Origin of the sequence: Actinomadura hibisca NBRC 15177, from assembly GCF_001552635.1 — a bacterium.
GTDB classification, from domain to species: domain Bacteria; phylum Actinomycetota; class Actinomycetes; order Streptosporangiales; family Streptosporangiaceae; genus Spirillospora; species Spirillospora hibisca.
Window position 1 is genome coordinate 184,163 of sequence record NZ_BCRO01000019.1, and the last position, 16,431, is coordinate 200,593.

Annotated in this window: 12 protein-coding genes; 6 read left to right on the forward strand and 6 right to left on the reverse strand. The window is 73.1% G+C overall.

Annotated elements, in window-relative coordinates:
- Positions 1-5 precede the first annotated feature (5 nt).
- A complete protein-coding gene (locus tag AH6_RS09760; protein WP_067477052.1) occupies positions 6-725 on the forward strand; it encodes a Crp/Fnr family transcriptional regulator in 720 nt (239 codons plus the stop codon).
- Positions 726-812: 87 nt separating this feature from the next.
- Here AH6_RS09760 and AH6_RS09765 read toward each other — a convergent pair whose 3' ends face one another.
- Entirely contained in the window at positions 813-1,586 is a 774-nt protein-coding gene (locus AH6_RS09765) for a hypothetical protein (RefSeq protein WP_067477055.1), read from the reverse strand.
- A gap of 235 nt (positions 1,587-1,821) precedes the next feature.
- On the opposite strand from AH6_RS09765, the gene AH6_RS09770 reads away from it, so the two are divergent.
- Positions 1,822-2,844 carry a LysR family transcriptional regulator gene (locus tag AH6_RS09770; RefSeq protein WP_067477310.1) on the forward strand — a complete coding sequence of 341 codons (1,023 nt, stop codon included), beginning with the start codon at positions 1,822-1,824 and terminating at the stop codon, positions 2,842-2,844.
- Positions 2,845-2,905: 61 nt separating this feature from the next.
- On the opposite strand, the gene AH6_RS09775 is transcribed toward AH6_RS09770, so the two are convergent.
- The 4 genes from AH6_RS09775 to AH6_RS09790 all read right to left on the reverse strand — a co-directional run bounded on the left by AH6_RS09775 (position 2,906) and on the right by AH6_RS09790 (position 7,731).
- Positions 2,906-3,661 (reverse strand): succinate dehydrogenase/fumarate reductase iron-sulfur subunit, encoded by a 756-nt coding sequence (locus tag AH6_RS09775; RefSeq protein WP_067477058.1) that lies wholly within the window; start codon positions 3,659-3,661, stop codon positions 2,906-2,908.
- Complete coding sequence (locus AH6_RS09780; protein WP_174555085.1) at positions 3,661-5,598, reverse strand: fumarate reductase/succinate dehydrogenase flavoprotein subunit; 1,938 nt, start codon at positions 5,596-5,598, stop codon at positions 3,661-3,663. The genes AH6_RS09775 and AH6_RS09780 overlap by 1 nt, the downstream gene beginning before the upstream one ends.
- A gap of 2 nt (positions 5,599-5,600) precedes the next feature.
- On the reverse strand, positions 5,601-6,290 hold the full coding sequence (locus AH6_RS09785) for a succinate dehydrogenase cytochrome b subunit (protein WP_083982518.1): 690 nt from the start codon (positions 6,288-6,290) through the stop codon (positions 5,601-5,603).
- Between the two features lie 217 nt (positions 6,291-6,507).
- Positions 6,508-7,731: a PP2C family protein-serine/threonine phosphatase gene (locus AH6_RS09790; RefSeq protein ID WP_307190384.1), complete on the reverse strand. Its 1,224-nt coding sequence runs from the start codon at positions 7,729-7,731 to the stop codon at positions 6,508-6,510.
- Between the two features lie 326 nt (positions 7,732-8,057).
- Between AH6_RS09790 and AH6_RS09795 the strand changes: the two genes are divergently transcribed.
- The 3 genes from AH6_RS09795 to AH6_RS09805 all read left to right on the forward strand — a co-directional run bounded on the left by AH6_RS09795 (position 8,058) and on the right by AH6_RS09805 (position 12,544).
- On the forward strand, positions 8,058-9,728 hold the full coding sequence (locus tag AH6_RS09795; protein WP_245679251.1) for an ABC transporter transmembrane domain-containing protein: 1,671 nt from the start codon (positions 8,058-8,060) through the stop codon (positions 9,726-9,728).
- Positions 9,729-11,486, forward strand: coding sequence for an ABC transporter ATP-binding protein (locus tag AH6_RS09800; RefSeq protein WP_067477069.1), 1,758 nt, complete (start codon positions 9,729-9,731; stop codon positions 11,484-11,486).
- A 197-nt stretch (positions 11,487-11,683) separates the two neighbouring features.
- Positions 11,684-12,544, forward strand: a complete 861-nt coding sequence (locus AH6_RS09805) for a lamin tail domain-containing protein (RefSeq protein ID WP_067477072.1) — start codon at positions 11,684-11,686, stop codon at positions 12,542-12,544.
- A 55-nt stretch (positions 12,545-12,599) separates the two neighbouring features.
- Here AH6_RS09805 and AH6_RS09810 read toward each other — a convergent pair whose 3' ends face one another.
- Positions 12,600-14,678, reverse strand: a complete 2,079-nt coding sequence (locus tag AH6_RS09810; RefSeq protein ID WP_067477075.1) for a S9 family peptidase — start codon at positions 14,676-14,678, stop codon at positions 12,600-12,602.
- A gap of 232 nt (positions 14,679-14,910) precedes the next feature.
- Between AH6_RS09810 and AH6_RS46560 the strand changes: the two genes are divergently transcribed.
- Complete coding sequence (locus AH6_RS46560) at positions 14,911-16,422, forward strand: serine/threonine protein kinase (protein WP_067477078.1); 1,512 nt, start codon at positions 14,911-14,913, stop codon at positions 16,420-16,422.
- Positions 16,423-16,431 lie beyond the last annotated feature (9 nt).

Genomic DNA, 16,431 nt, shown 5'->3' on the forward strand with positions numbered 1-16,431 from the left:
GAATCATGACCGCCCTCGAACCCGGATCGTTCCTCGCCCAGCTGAGCCCGGAGGAGCGCGCCGACCTGGCGGCGCGGGGCCGGGTGCGCGAGTTCGGGCGCGGCGAGACGTTGTTCCGCGAGGGCGAGGAGTCCACGTGGGTAGCGGTGCTGCTGACCGGCCGGGTCAAGGCGTTCTCGCACCGCGAGCAGGGCGGGGAGACGCTGCTGGCGGTGCGCGGGCCGGGCGCGCTGCTGGGCGAGGTCGCCGCGATCGACGAGCTGCCGCGCTCGGCCAGCGTCGCCACGCTGGAGGCCGCGAGCGCGCTGGCGGTGACCGCCGAGGAGTTCATGGGCTTCCTGCACCGGCACGGCCGCGTCTCGATCCTGATCATGCGGATGCTCTGCCAGCGCTGGCGGGACGCCGACCGCAAGCGCGTCGAGTTCGGCGCCTTCGACGCGACCGGCCGGGTCGCGCAGCGGCTGGTGGAGCTGGCCGAGCGGTTCGGCGTGCCCTACGAGCCGGGCGGCGGCGAGGACCCGCGCGCCGGCGGATCGGAGGGCGGGGAGCCCAGCGTGCTGATCAACCTGAACCTGTCGCAGGAGGAGCTGGCGGGCTGGGTGGGCGCGTCCCGGGAGGCGGTCAGCAAGGCGCTGCGCACGCTGCGGCGGCACGGGTGGATCGAGACGGGGCGGCGCAGCGTGATCGTCCACGACCTCCGGGCGCTGCGCAGGCACGCCCGCTAGCGGGGCCCGCTGGGCGGGCGCGGGTCCGGGAAGGCGCGAGCGCCGCGCCCCAGGCCCTGGACGCGGCGCTCGCCGGACGGCCGCGGTCTAGCGGATGCCGCGCTCGCCCGCGTAGGACTTGGTGCTGTCGCCGAACGCGTAGTTCTTGATCCGCACCACGGCGTCCAGCGCGGCGGCGTTGGAGCCGGCGGCGCTGGGCAGCTTGACCATCGCGTTGAGCGCGCCGTTCAGCAGGCCGCAGCCGGCCGCGGCGGGCACCGCGAAGGTGTTGTCGCTGATCTTGGTCTTGATGACGTAGGCGTCGCCGATCTTGCCCAGGCCCAGGTTCGACAGGCCCGGCTTGAGGTTGATCGGGCTCGCCTGGCTCCCGATGAAGCACTTGTCGCCGAAGACGAAGTGGTTGACCTTGATCTTCATGGGCAGCACGTCCGGCACCAGCAGCTTGCCCGGCTTGACCTCACCGGCCTGGCTGACCTGCACGCTCACGCCCGAGATGGGCAGCGGCAGGTTCTCCTTCGGCACCTCGATCGGCTCGCCCTGGAAGCCGCCCGCCGGGGTCAGCATCTGCATCTTCCACTCGTGCAGGCCCACCGCGACCGGGATCGTGATGGGCTTGGTGACCTTCTGGGTGAGGCCGCCCAGCTTCATCTCGCCGCCGGTGATGACGATCGACAGGCAGTTCCACAACCACGCCTGCGCGCCCGCGGGCGGCGCGGGGCAGTCCTTGAAGTCGGCCGGACTCGGCGTGTAGCCGGTCTCGGCGTGGGCGGCGGTGGCGGGACCGGTCGCCAGCAGTCCTGCGGCGAGGGCCGTGGCACCGAGCCCGGCGGTGATCCGGACCCGGTTGACCAGGTGCTTCATAGGGCGTGTCTCCAAGTGCGGGGTGGGGTGGAGCACACCGTAGTGAGCGCCCGACCTGGTGATCTAGCGCACTTTGTGAACAAAATTCATGAGGGGTGCGGGGGAATTCATCCGCCCGTGACAACTGCGGCGACAGTGGTCGCGCTGCCCTTTTGGAACGTGACAGACCGTGTTCGGTCAGGTGGAGACGGTGCCGCCCGCCGACACGGCCGGGCCGGGGCCTACCCTGGGCAGGATGCAGTTGCAGCAGCTCGCGTACTTCGTCGCCGTCGCCGAGGTGCGGCACTTCACCCAGGCGGCGGAGATCCTGCGCGTGGCCCAGCCGTCGCTGTCCAAGCAGATCCGCGCGCTGGAGACCGAGCTCGGCGCGTCGTTGTTCAGCCGGGCGCGCGGCAACATCACGCTGACCCCGGCGGGGGAGACGCTGCTGCCGCTGGCCAAGCGCATCCTGGCCGACGTCGACACCGCCCGCCTGGAGGTGCAGGAGCTGGCCGGGCTGCGGCGCGGCCGCGTCCGGCTCGGCGCGACGCCGTCGTTGTGCGCCGGGCTGCTCGGCGACGTGCTGCGCCGCTTCCACGACGCCTACCCGGGCGTGCAGTTGATCGTGGAGGAGGGCGGCTCGCGGGACCTGGTGCGCGACCTGACGCGCGGCCTGCTGGACCTGGCGCTGGTGATCCTGCCGCTGCACGGCGACCCGCCGCTGGAGACCACCCCGATCCTGCGCGAGCACCTGGTGGTGGCGTCCCCGGCCGGGAACGCGGGCGGCGAGGGCGCGCGGGCGTCGGGTCGCGACGGGGCGCAGGTGCCGCGCCGCTCCCACCTGCGGATCGAGGATCTGCGCAACCGGCCGCTGGTGATGTTCCGCTCCGGCTACGACCTGCGCGAGGCGACGATCGGCGCCTGCCGCGCGGCGGGGTTCGAGCCGCGCTTCGCCGTGGAGGGCGGCGAGATGGACGCGGTGTTGCGGTTCGTGGAGGCCGGGCTCGGCGTCGCGGTGGTGCCGAGCATGGTGCTGGCCGGGCGCCCGCTGCTGCGCGGCACGCCGCTGGTGGTGTCGGAGCAGGCGGCCGACCGGGAGCCGCCGCGCCGGGGCCAGCACGGGCCGGGCCTGCTGCGGACGATCGCGCTGGCGCGCCGCAAGGACGTGGACCGCACGCACGCCGCCCGCGCCTTCGAGGACACCCTGGCGACGTTCCTGGTGGAGGCGGCGCTGGCGGGCAGCCTGCCGGCGGGCGTGGAGTCGCTGGTCAGCGCGTGAGCGGACAGGGCGAAGGCCCCGCCCGGAGCGATCCAGGCGGGGCCTTCGGCCTTATGACTGACTACCGCTTCTTCTTGCCGCCGACCGACGCCTTCAGCATGTCGCCGTTCAGGCGGCTGATGACGTCCATCGAGATGCCCTTGGGGCAGGCCACGCTGCACTCGCCGGTGTTGGTGCAGCCGCCGAAGCCCGCGTCGTCGTGGGTCTCCAGCATGTTGACCACGCGGTCCCAGCGCTCGGGCTGGCCCTGCGGCATGAGGCCGAGGTGGGTGACCTTGGCGCCCAGGAACAGCGCCGCCGAGCCGTTGGGGCAGGCCGCCACGCAGGCGCCGCAGCCGATGCACTCGGCCGCCTCGAAGGCGCGGTCGGCGTCGGCCTTGGGCACCGGCACCGAGTGGGCCTCCGGCGCGGTGCCGGTGGGGGCGGAGATGTAGCCGCCGGACTGGATGATCCGGTCCAGCGGGCTGCGGTCCACCACCAGGTCCTTGACGACCGGGAACGCCTTGGCGCGCCACGGCTCGACGTCGATGACCTCGCCGTCCTCGAACTTGCGCATGTGCAGCTGGCAGGTGGTGGTGTTGCGCTCGGGCCCGTGCGGGGTGCCGTTGATCACCAGCGAGCACATGCCGCAGATGCCCTCGCGGCAGTCGTGGTCGAAGGCCACCGGCTCCTCGCCGTCGGCGATGAGCTTCTCGTTGAGGACGTCGAGCATCTCCAGGAACGAGGCGTCCGGCGAGATGTCCTCGACGGGGTACTCGACCATCCGGCCCTTCTCGGCCGGGCTGGACTGGCGCCAGATGCGCAGGGTCAGCTTCATTACTTGTACGACCTCTGGGTGGGCTTGACGTATTCGAATTCGAGGGCTTCCTTGTGCAGGACGGGCTGCCGGTCCTGCCCGGCCCACTCCCAGGCGGCGACGTAGCCGAAGTTGTCGTCGTCGCGCTTGGCCTCGCCGTCCTCGTCCTGGCTCTCGGCGCGGAAGTGGCCGCCGCAGGACTCGGCGCGGTGCAGGGCGTCGACGACCATCAGCTCGCCCAGCTCCAGGAAGTCGGCCACCCGGCCGGCCTTCTCCAGCTGCTGGTTGAGCTCGTCGCCCTTGCCGGTGACCTTGAGGCGGGTCCAGAACTCCGCGCGCAGCGCCGGGATCAGCTCCAGCGCCTTGCGCAGGCCCTCCTCGGTGCGCTCCATGCCGCAGTACTCCCACATGATGTGGCCGAGCTCGCGGTGGAAGGAGTCGACGGTGCGGTCGCCGTCGATCGCCAGGAACTTCTCGATCTGGGCGGAGACGCGCTCCTGCGCCTCGGCGACGGCGGCCTCGGAGACCGGACCCAGCTCGTTGCGGGCGATGTAGTCGCCGAGCCCGGTCGGGAGCACGAAGTAGCCGTCGGCCAGGCCCTGCATGAGCGCGGACGCGCCCAGGCGGTTGGCGCCGTGGTCGGAGAAGTTGGCCTCGCCGATCACGAACAGGCCCGGGATGTTGGACTGGAGGTCGTAGTCCACCCACAGGCCGCCCATGGTGTAGTGCACGGCGGGGTAGATGCGCATCGGCGTGTCGTAGGGGTTCTCGCCGGTGATCCGCTCGTACATCTCGAACAGGTTGCCGTACTTGGCCTCGACGGTCTTGCGGCCCAGCCGCTCGATCGCGTCGGCGAAGTCCAGGTAGACGCCCAGCCCGCCGGGGCCGACGCCGCGGCCCTCGTCGCACACGTTCTTGGCGGCGCGCGAGGCGATGTCGCGCGGCACCAGGTTGCCGAAGGACGGGTAGATGCGCTCCAGGTAGTAGTCGCGCTCGTCCTCGGGGATGGCGGACGGCTTGCGGTCGTCGCCGGCCTTCTTGGGCACCCACACCCGGCCGTCGTTGCGCAGCGACTCCGACATCAGGGTCAGCTTGGACTGGTGGTCGCCACTGACCGGGATGCAGGTCGGGTGGATCTGGGTGTAGCACGGGTTGGCGAAGTACGCGCCGTGCTTGTGGGCCCGCCAGGAGGCGGTCACGTTGGAGCCCATGGCGTTGGTGGACAGGAAGTAGACGTTCCCGTAGCCGCCGGAGGCCAGCACCACCGCGTCGGCGGTGTGGTTCTTGATCTCGCCGGTGAGCAGGTCGCGGACCACGACGCCGCGGGCCCGGCCGTCCTCCATGATCAGGTCGAGCATCTCGTGCCGCGCGTGCAGCTCGACGTTGCCGGCCTCCACCTGCCGCATCAGCGCCTGGTAGGCGCCGAGCAGCAGCTGCTGGCCCGTCTGGCCGCGGGCGTAGAAGGTGCGCGAGACCTGGGTGCCGCCGAAGGAGCGGTTGTCCAGCAGGCCGCCGTACTCGCGGGCGAACGGCACGCCCTGCGCGACGCACTGGTCGATGATCTGCGTGGAGATCTCGGCGAGGCGGTGCACGTTGGACTCGCGGGCGCGGAAGTCGCCGCCCTTGACGGTGTCGTAGAACAGCCGGTGCACGCTGTCGCCGTCGTTGCGGTAGTTCTTGGCGGCGTTGATGCCGCCCTGCGCGGCGATGGAGTGGGCGCGGCGCGGGCTGTCCTGGAAGCAGAACTGGACGACCTGGTAGCCGGCCTCGCCGAGGGTGGCGCCGGCCGAGCCGCCCGCCAGCCCGGTGCCGATGATGATGATCTTCTTCTTGCGCTTGTTGGCCGGGTTGACCAGCTTGGCCTCGAACTTGCGCGTGGTCCAGCGGTTCTCGACCGGGCCGTGCGGGGCGCGCTCGTCGGCGATCGGCTCGCCGGACTCGTAGAAGGTGTCGGTCATGTTCAGCTCACCCATCCGAAGGTGACGGCAAGGGGAACGGCCAGGAAGCCGAGGGTCAGCACGACGGAGACGGTGAGGGCCAGCACCCGGAGCGTGTGCTCGTTGCGGAGGCTGCGCAGGCCGAGGCTCTGGAAGGCGCTCCAGATCCCGTGCCACAGGTGCAGGCCGACCAGCAGGACCGCCACGACGTAGAACAGCGTGATGTACCAGCGCTCGGGCGCGAAGTCGGCGACCACGCGCTCGTAGGGGGAGGCGTCGCCGCCCTTGGGGTTCACCACGAAGAAGGTGAGGTCCAGCAGGTGCCAGATGATGAACAGCAGGATGATGACGCCGCCGTACCGCATGGTGTGGGTGGCGTAACCGTGCGCGTGCGACTTCTTCTTGGCCTCGTACTTGACGGGCCGGGCCGCGCGGGCGCGGCGCGCCAGCGACACCGCCGACCACATGTGCAGCACGACCGCCACGACCAGCCCGACCTCCAGCACGGTCAGCAGCGTGCGGTAGGGGACCGCGGGCTCGCCCATCGTGCGCAGCCAGTGCGCGTAGTGGTTGAAGTCCTCGGCGCCCATGAAGATCTTCAGGTTGCCGACCATGTGGGCGACCAGGAACAGCACGAGAACGCCGCCGGTCACCGCCATGACGGCCTTCTTGCCGACGGTCGATTTGTAGATCGCAGGTATCGCTATAGCCACGGGCGAACCGTATGTCTACCAGGTTCGAGAGAGCCAAGTCATCACGGCACTCGTTTCGATAGCCACAGGCTATGAACGGTGCCGGTCCGGGCTTTGCCGACGCCGCGTCGGCCGGTGGGGGTGAGCGAGTTCACAGCGTGTTCGGGAACTACAGGCTGTAGTACTCGTACTGTACTACAGCTTGTAGTACATCGTGCCGGGGACGCGGCCCGCGCCGTCAGCGCGCCGGGCGGTGCGACAGCAGCAGCACCGCCAGGTCGTCGGTGAGGGCGTCGCCGTTGCGCTCCTCCACCTCGGCCACCACCGCGTCGATCAGGCCCCGGCCGGTCGCGCCCCGGTCGCGCGCCGTGCGGGCCAGCCCGACCAGGCCCTCGGTGCCCAGCCGCTCCGGCGAGCCGTCGCCGACCCGGCCCTCGATCAGGCCGTCGGTGTAGAGCATCAGGCTCCACGCCCCGCCCAGCTCGATCTCGGTGGTCGGCCACTCCGCGCCCGGCAGCAGGCCGAGCGCCGGGCCGTGCGCGTACTCCGGCAGCGCCGCCACCGCGCCGTCGGAGCCGTCGGCGGCCGTGCGGAACAGCAGCGGCGCGGGGTGCCCGGCCAGGTACATGCGCGCGGTGCGCCGCGACGGCGCGACCGTCACCATGCACAGCGTCGTGAAGATCTCCTCGCTGCGCCGCTCGTGGCCCAGCACGGTGTCCAGGATGCCGAGCAGCTGCTCGCCGGTGTGCCCGGCCAGCACCAGCGTGCGCCAGGCCATGCGGAGCTGCACGCCGAGCGCCGCCTCGTCGGGGCCGTGCCCGCACACGTCGCCGATCATCAGGTGCACGGTGCCGTCGGCGGTCTGCACGGTGTCGTAGAAGTCGCCGCCGAGCAGCGCCCGCCGCCGGCCGGGCCGGTAGCGGGTGTGGTGGCGCAGCGCCGGGTCGTCGATCAGCGGCACCGGCAGCAGCCCGCGCTCCAGCCGGGCGTTCTCCCGGCCCACGATGCGGGCCTCCACCAGCCGCCGCTCGGTGCGCTCGGCGCGCTTGCGCTCGATGGCGTAGCGGACCGCGCGGGCCAGCAGCGGCCCGTCGACCTCCTGCTTGACCAGGTAGTCCTCGGCCCCGGCGGCGACGGCGCGGGCGGCGAGGTCGGCGTCGTCCAGCCCGGTCAGCACGACGACGGCGGCGTTGCCCGACAGCTCCAGCACCTGGCGCAGCCCGTCCAGGTGGTCCAGGCCCGGCGCCGACAGGTCCACGATGATGCACTGGGTGCGACGGCCGATCCGGCCGCGGGCGGCCTCCAGGTCGTGGGCGACCGTCATCCGGATGTCCAGGCCGGATTCGGTCAGCATGCGCTCGACCAGGAAGACGTCGGAGGGGTCGTCGTCGATGAGGAGCAGGTCGACCCTGTCCTCCGACCCGGGGGCCATCGGATGTGACTGGTGGCTGATCGTGCTCACAGAGAGGCTTCCGGACTGTAGGCGAGGTGGGGCGCGCTGGCGACGGCCGGGCCGTCCCGAGTGCTCGCGGCGGCGCAGGGCCGGGCCGTCCGGGTCGGACCGCGCCGGGCGGCGGCATTGGCCTAGCCGCCGGAGGTCCCGGCTCAAGGGGCGGAGGAACGTCGCCCCGTCGCCCCCGACTTTAGCGTCTCCGATCGTGGCCACGCATCCCCGCTACGGGTGCGGGACCGTTCCACACCGGCCCTCCGGACGGTCCGCGCCGCGGAAAAATCGCTCGTCCCGGAGCGGGGCGCCTGCATAGCCTGCGCTGTGTGAAGCCTCTGCCGGTGAAAGATCCCGGAACGCCGGATCACCGGTCGCCCGGCCGCTACCTGCGCTGGCTGGTGCGGGTCAACGCCCCGACGGTCGCGGGCGCCGCGGGCCTCGGGGTGGTGTGGATGCTCGCCCAGGCCCTCATGCCCGCCGTGATCGGCCGCGCCATCGACCAGGGCCTGGCCGCCAAGGACGCCGGGGCGCTCGCCCTGTGGTCCGGAGCGCTGCTGGGGCTGGCCGTGGTCCAGGCGACGGCCGGGGTGCTGCGGCACCGGCTGTCGGTGTTCAACTGGCTGGCCAGCGCCTACCGCACCGTCCAGGTGGTCACCCGCCAGGCGACCCGGCTGGGCGCGACGCTGCCCCGGCGGCTCAGCGCGGGCGAGGTGGTCAGCGTCGGGATCTCCGACGTCGTCCACCTCGGCGACGCCGTCGACATCCTGGGCCGGGGCACCGGCGCGGTGGTGGCGATCGTCGCGGTCGCGGCGATCCTGCTGGCCGCCTCCCCGCAGCTCGGCCTGGTCGTGCTGGTCGGCGTCCCGCTGATCCTGCTGCTGGCCGCCCCGCTGCTGCGCCCCTACCGGCGGCGCGAGGACGAGCACCGCGAGCTGGTCGGCCGCCTCAACACCCACGCCACCGACCTGGTGGCGGGCCTGCGGGTGTTGCGGGGCATCGGCGGCGAGGCGCTGTTCGCCGAGCGTTACCGGGCGGAGTCGCAACGGGTGCGGCGCGCGGGCGTCGCGGTGGCGGCGGCCGAGTCGCGGCTGAACGGCGCGGAGGTGCTGCTGCCCGGCCTGCTGATCGCGCTGGTGACGTGGCTGGGCGCGCGCTTCGCCGCCGACGGCGAGATCAGCGTGGGGCAGCTCGTGGCGTTCTACGGGTACGCGGTCTTCCTGATCCAGCCGCTGAAGACGCTGGGCGAGGCCGCCGGGAAGTTCACCAAGGGCCACGTGGCGGCGGGCCGGGTGGTCACGCTGCTGGACATCGAGCCCGAGCTGCCCGCGACCGGCACCGCCCGCCCAGCGGGCCCGGCCGAGCTGGCCGACGCCGCGTCGGGCCTGGTCGTGCGGCCCGGCGTCCTCACCGCCGTCGCCGCCGCCGACCCGCGCGACGCCCAGGCCATCGCCGACCGCCTGGGCCGCTACGCCGACGGCGAGGTCACCTACGGCGGCGTCCCGCTGCACGAGGTGGCCGACCTGCGCGAACGCGTGCTGGTCGCGGTGAACGAGGACCGCCTGTTCTCCGGCCCGCTCGCCGCCTCCCTCCTCCCGCCCTCCGTCCGGCCCGGTCGTGACGTTCTCGCGGACGCCCTGGAGGTCGCCGACGCCCAGGACATCGTCGCCACGGTCGGCGCGGACTCCCACGTCGCCGAGGCGGGGCGCGAGTTCTCCGGCGGCCAGCAGCAGCGCCTCCGGCTGGCCCGCGCGCTGGCCGCCGACCCGGAGGTCCTGGTGCTGGTCGAGCCCACCAGCGCCGTCGACGCCCACACCGAGGCCCGCATCGCCGACCGCCTGCGCACCGCCCGGCCCGGCCGCACCACGCTGGTGTGCACCACCAGCCCGCTGCTGCTGGACCGCGCCGACCGCGTCGCCTACGTCGAGAACGGAGCGGTCGTGGCCGAGGGCACCCACCGGGACCTGCTGGAGACCACGCCCCGCTACGCCGCCGCCGTCACCCGAGGAATCTGAATGAGCACCCAGACCCTGCCGGTGGCGACACCGGCGCAGGTACGGGCCTACGCCCGGCGGCTCACGCTGCGACATCCCCGCGCGCTCGCCGGGGCGCTGGCCCTGCACGCCCTGGCGGCCGTCACCGGGCTGGTCGCGCCGCGCCTGCTCGGCGACCTGGTCGAGAGCGTCTCGCGCGGCCACGCCGCCATCGACCAGGCGGGCCTGGCCATCGCCGCCTTCATGATCGCGCAGGGCGTGCTGACCTGGCTGGCCTACTACGCCTCGGCGCGGCTCGGCGAGCGTGTCCTCGCCGAGCTGCGCGAGGAGTTCGTGGACCGGGTGCTGGCCCTGCCGCTGTCCACCGTGGAGCGCGCGGGGACCGGCGACCTGGTGAGCCGCACCTCGCGGGACGTGGAGGCCCTCGGCACCAGCGTGCGCTACGCCCTGCCCGAGACGCTGATCGCCGTGGTCGTGACGGCGTTCACCGCCGGGGCGCTGGTGCTGACCGGCCCGCTGGTGGCCGTGCCGTGCCTGATCGCGGTGCCGGTCCTGTGGGGCGTCATGCGCTGGTACCTGCCCCGGGCCCGCACCGGCTACCTGCGCGAGAACGCGACGTGGGCGCAGCTCACCGACGGCCTGGCCGAGACCGTGCACGGCGCGCGGACCGTCGAGGCGCTGGGCCTGGCCGACGAGCGGCACCGGCGCGGCGACGCCGACATCGCCCGCACCTGGGCGGCCGAGCGCTACACGCTGCGCCTGCGCATGGTGCTGTACCCGTTCGTTGAGATCGGCTTCGTGCTGCCGGTGGCGGCGACGCTGCTGGTCGGCGGCCTGTTCTACCTGAACGGCATGGCGACGCTCGGCCAGGTGACGGCCGCGACGCTCTACGTGCAGCAGCTCGCCGGGCCGATCGAGATGTTGCTGACCTGGTTGGACGAGCTCCAGGTCGGCGGGGCGTCGCTGGCGCGCATCCTGGGCGTGGGGAACGTCCCGCCGGACCGCGAGCCCGACGAGGCGCGGCCGAAGGGGGAGAAACTGACCGCCTCCGGCGTCCGCTACGCCTACCGCCCCGGCCACGACGTGCTGCACGACGTGAGCCTGGAGCTGGAGCCGGGGGAGCGGCTGGCGATGGTCGGCCCGAGCGGCGCGGGCAAGTCCACGCTGGGCCGCCTGCTGGCGGGGGTGGACGGGCCGCGCGCCGGGACGGTCACCGTGGGCGCGGAGGGCGGCGCCGTCCCGCTGGTGGGCCTGCCGCTGGACGAGCTGCGCGGCCACGTCGCGCTGGTCACCCAGGAGCACCACGTGTTCCAGGGGACGTTGCGCGACAACCTGGTGATGGCGCGTCCCGGCGCGTCCGACGCCGACGTCGCGGCCGCGCTGGAGGCCGTCGACTGGGACGGCCCGCCGCTGGAGACCGACGTCGGCTCGGGCGGGGCGGCCCTGTCCCCGGCGCAGGCGCAGCAGCTCGCCCTGGCCCGCCTGGTGCTGGCCGACCCGCACACGCTGGTGCTGGACGAGGCGACCTCGCTGCTGGACCCGAGGGCGGCGCGCCGCCTGGAACGTTCGCTGGCGGCGGTCCTGGACGGCCGCACGGTGGTCGCGATCGCGCACCGCCTGCACACCGCCCACGACGCCGACCGCGTGGCGGTGGTGGAGGACGGCCGCATCAGCGAGTTGGGCACGCACGAGGAACTGCTGGCCGCGGGCGGTTCCTACGCGGCCCTGTGGTCCTCCTGGCACGGCGACCAGGCCTCCGCGGCCTCCCGGGCAGAGTAGTCCCACTAGTCGTTCGGGGGCCGACGGGCAAGGGGAGATGCCGCTTGCCGAAGGCCAGCCTGTGGTCACCGCACGGCTCTTGGGGGCGGAGTTTTCCCTTGGTTACCGTACGAGTCCGAGAAGTCGCACTGAGTTGACCAAAGTGCACTTCTCGCCGGGTTTGCTCGAACCCGGAGGCCAGCGACGAAGGGACTTCCATGGGCAACGCCACCACCACCGGTGTCTGGCCGTCGATGACCACCACCCCGCCCGGCCAGGCCGGCCTGGGCACCGACCACGTGACCTGGGGGCAGCCCGTCGGCGGCGGCAAGAGCGGCTACGTCTTCCGGGGCGGGGCCGTGCCGGTGCGCACCGACGGGACCGAGTTCACGCTGGGCACCTTCACCCACGAGAACTTCCCGATCGTGGCGATGCCGCAGCCGCAGTTCGACGTGGACCTGAAGGTGCAGGTGACGTTCGAGGACGGCACCGCCGCCGACTTCAGCTTCCGCTTCCACCACAACGAGACCCCCAACAACGGCCCCGCGCCCGACGACATCGTGGACCTGCCCGCCTTCGTCTCGCCCGAGACCGTCACCATCGACGGCGAGGTCTACGGCGTGGTCATCAGCGGCTTCAAGCAGAACGGCCGGGTCGTCCGGCAGTTCATCAGCCCGGAGAACGGCGCCAACAGCGCCGACGTGGTCGCCATCCTCGCCCGCGCCGGCCGCCCGGACGTGCACATCACCACCGTGCGCAACAAGGGCGAGGTCAAGACCACCCAGGCCGACGAGTTCATCGAGATCGTCAACCGGGGGACCGTGGCCGCCAACATCTCCGGCTGGGTCGTCGGCGCCGACGACCGGGGGCAGGACTTCGTCTTCCCGCCCGGCACGGTCCTCCAGCCGGGCCAGAAGATCCGCATCTACACCAACGAGGTCCACCCCGAGTGGGGCGGCTTCTCCTACGGCAGCAAGCGCCCGATCTGGAACGACAAGGGCGACCTGGCCAAGCTCCGCGACACCGGCGGCAACGTGGTCTCGGAGTTCGGCTACGGAGACCGCGCGCCCACCCCGTAAGCCCGGTTGAGAACACGTTCAGGGCGAGGACGGGAGGCGTCCTCGCCCTGAACGGTTAGGCCAGGTTGCTCTTCAGGAAGTCCACCTGGAGGTGCAGCAGGTTCTCGGCGACGATCTCCTGCGGCGTCATGTGCGTCACGCCCGACAGCGGCAGCACGGTGTGCGGGCGGCCCGCCGCCAGCAGCGCCGACGACAGGCGCAGCGTGTGGGCCGCCACCACGTTGTCGTCGGCCAGGCCGTGGATCAGCAGCAGGGGCCGGGTCAGCTTCGGGGCCATGTCGATCAGCGAGTTGGCCGTGTAGGTCTCCGGGTCCTCGTCGGGGTGGCCGAGGTAGCGCTCGGTGTAGTGGGTGTCGTACAGCAGCCAGTCGGTCACCGGGGCGCCCGAGACGGCGGCGTGGAAGACGTCGGGCCGGGCCAGCACCGCCAGGGCCGCCAGCCAGCCGCCGAACGACCAGCCGCGGATGCCGACCCGGTCGAGGTCCAGCGCGGCCGGGTGCCGCCGGGCCGCCTCCTCCAGCGCGGTGATCTGGTCCTCCAGGACCGGGGTGACGAAGTCGCCGTGCACGGCGCGCTCGAAGACCGGACCCCGGCCGGGGGTGCCGCGGCCGTCGGCGATGACCACCGCGAAGCCCTGGTCGGCCAGCCACTGCGCCTCGTTGTAGGCGCGGCGGGCGGCCAGGACGCGCTGGGCGTGCGGCCCGCCGTAGGGGTCCATCAGCACCGGCAGGCGGCCGTGCGACGGCTCCCAGCCGGTGGGCAGGATGACCGCCGTGCGGATCTCGCGCTCCCCGGCCTTCAGCAGTTCGACCTTGGGCGTGATCACCGGCGTCTCGGCGCGGGAGGCGATCGGGTGCACGGCCGATCCGGTGCGGACCTCGGTGACCGGCGCGCCCTCGTCCAGCCGCGAGCCGGTGACCAGGGTGACGCCGCCGGAGCGCTGGCCGCCGAACACGCCCTGCCCCTCGCTGAGCCTGGTCAGCCCCTCCGGCGTGTAGGACCACAGGTGGATCTCGGTGGGCTCCTCGGAGGCGGTGAACAGGATCTCCTCGCCGTCCACGCCCAGCACCGCGCGCACCTGGAGGCCGCCGGGGGTGACCGGCTCGCCCGCCACGGTGATCCGGCGGGTGTCGGTCTCGCGGTCCTCGACGATCCAGACCAGGTCGCCGCGGCCGGTGCGGGCGGGCAGGCCCGGCACGACCTCGGTCCACACCGGGTCGTGCCCGGTGTGCAGCAGGCTGGTCTCGCCGCCGGTCGTGTCGACCTTCAGCACGCGCTGGGTGCGCTGGTCGCGGGACTGCACGACGATCAGCAGGCCGTGCCGGTCCCAGTGGGTGGTGACGACGTAGGGGAACTCGCCGCGGTCCCAGGCGACGCCGACGCGGCCGCCGTCCACCTTGAGCAGCACCAGCGACACGATCGCGTTGGGGGTGCCGGCCGCCGGGTAGGCCATCTCGGTCGCGGGGCGCTCGGGGTTGGCCGGGTCGGCGATGTTCCAGCGCAGCACGGGCGTCTCGTCGACCCGGGCGACCAGCAGCGAGCCGCCGTCGGGCGACCACCAGTAGCCGCGCATCCGGTCCATCTCCTCGGCGGCGATGAACTCGGCGAGGCCGTAGGAGATCTGCTCGGTCTCGGGCTGCACCAGCGCGCGGTCGTCGGAGCCGTCGGTGCCGATCACGCGCAGGGTGCGGCCCGACACGTAGGCGACCGTGCGCCCGGCCGGGTCCAGGCGCGGGTCGAACACCGGGGTCTGGACGGGCAGGCTCCGGACCTGGGCGGTGGCGAGGTCGGCGAGGAAGAGCTGGCCGCCGAGGGTGAACACGGCCTGCCTGGCGTCGCGATCGAGGTGGTAGCCGACGATGCCGCCGGCGGACTCGCGGGCGCGCTCGCGCCGGGCGCGCTCCTCGGCGGGCAGTTCGGCCTCGCCGGGCACGTCCAGCGCCGTGGGGTCGGCGATCAGGCGCTCCTCGCCGGTGGCGTTGTCCAGCGTCCACAGGCAGGTGACGGGGTCGTCGCCGGCCTTGGTGCGGAGGAAGGCCGTGAACGCGCCGTCGGGCGCGATCTGGAAGGCGCGCGGGGCGCCGAGGGTGAACCGGCGCGTACGGGCACTCTGCCGCGGATAGCTGATGCTCATGACACCTGAGTTTGCCAGCAGGGACCCACTGGTCATGGCCCGGGGAATTTTGTCGCTAATGCCCCCTTATGCGGCCCGAAAGGATCTTTCCGGGACCCGCCCGACACGCCGGAGCCCCCGCGACGACGGGGTTGGGCCCCGCCCACGGGGAACGACCCCATGATCGAGCGCGGCCTCGCGTAAGCTCAGGGCTTCCCCCCGAAGCTCGTCGTAGGTGTCGAAGGAGTTGTCCATGCCGGAACTACAGCCGGGTGATCCCCGGCGGCTGGGTTCCTACGAACTGCTCGAACGCCTGGGCGAGGGCGGGCAGGGCGTCGTCTACCTGGGCGTGGACCCCTCGGGTTCCAAGGCGGCGATCAAGCTGCTGCGCGCCGACCTGACCGAGGACGCCTCGGCGCGCAACCGCTTCGTCCGGGAGGCGCAGGCGGCCAAGCAGGTCGCGCGCTTCTGCACCGCCCAGGTGCTGGAGGCCGACGTCGCGGGCGACCAGCCCTACATCGCCAGCGAGTACGTGCCCGGCCCGTCGTTGTACCGGCAGATCACCCAGGAGGGCCCGATCACCGGGGCCGGGCTGGAGCGGCTGGCGATCGGCACCGCGACCGCGCTGGTGGCCATCCACCAGGCCGGGATCGTGCACCGCGACTTCAAGCCGCACAACGTGATCATGGCGCCGGACGGGCCGCGCGTGATCGACTTCGGCATCGCGCGCGCCCTGGACGTCGGCCAGACCGCCGCCACCAAGGCGATCGGCACCCCCTCCTACATGGCCCCCGAGCAGGTGGCCGGGGCGCAGCTCACCGAGGCCGTGGACGTGTGGGCGTGGGCCGCCACCATGGTCTTCGCCGCCACCGGGCGGCCGCCCTTCGGCGACGACACCGTGGTCGCGGTGATCAACCGCGTGATGCACGAGCCGCCGTCGCTGGACGGCGTCCCGGCCGACCTGCACCCGCTGCTGGCGGCGTGCCTGGTCAAGGAGCCCGAGCGGCGGCCCACCGCGCAGCAGATCATGATGACGCTGATCGGCAGCGGCCCCGGCGCGCAGACCCGCGCCGACGACTCCGCGCAGGCCACCGCGATGCTCGGCGAGGGCGCGCACATGGCCGCCGGGGTCGCGCCGCTGCCCTACACGACCCAGCCCGCCCAGCCGGTGGGCGGCACCCAGCGCGTCTCGCCGCAGGACTACACCGGCACGCTGCCCCCGGCCCCCGGCTACGGCCAGCCCGGCGGCGGCGGTGGCGGTGGCGGGCACCGCCGCTACGAGCCCGAGCGCAACTCCTCCAAGTGGCCGATCGTGGCGGCCGTCGCCGCGATCGTGGTGCTGGCGCTGGTGGTGGGCCTGGTGATGGCGACCCGCGGCGACAAGACCCCGGCCGGGGAGGAGTCGCCCGCGCCCACCAACAGCTCCGTCTCCACCGAGGACGAAGAACCCGGGCAGGAGACGTCCGAGGCCCCCGAGACGCCACGCGAGACGACGCCGCGCCGCACGCAGCCCACCCGGCCGCGGACCACGCCGCCGTCCACGCAGCCGGAGACCGAGACGCCGACCCAGCCCGAGCCGTCGACCCCGCCCACGCGTCCCAGCGCGCCTTCCCCCGGCACCGGTGGCGGCGGCGACACCACCCCGCCCGGCGACGGCGGTGACAACGGCGGCAACAACAACGACAACGGCGGCGCGAACGGCGGCGCCAACGGCGGCCAGCGGAACGGCGCGTTCGGCGGCGACCTCTCCGGAGGCGGCCGCTGACCACGGCGG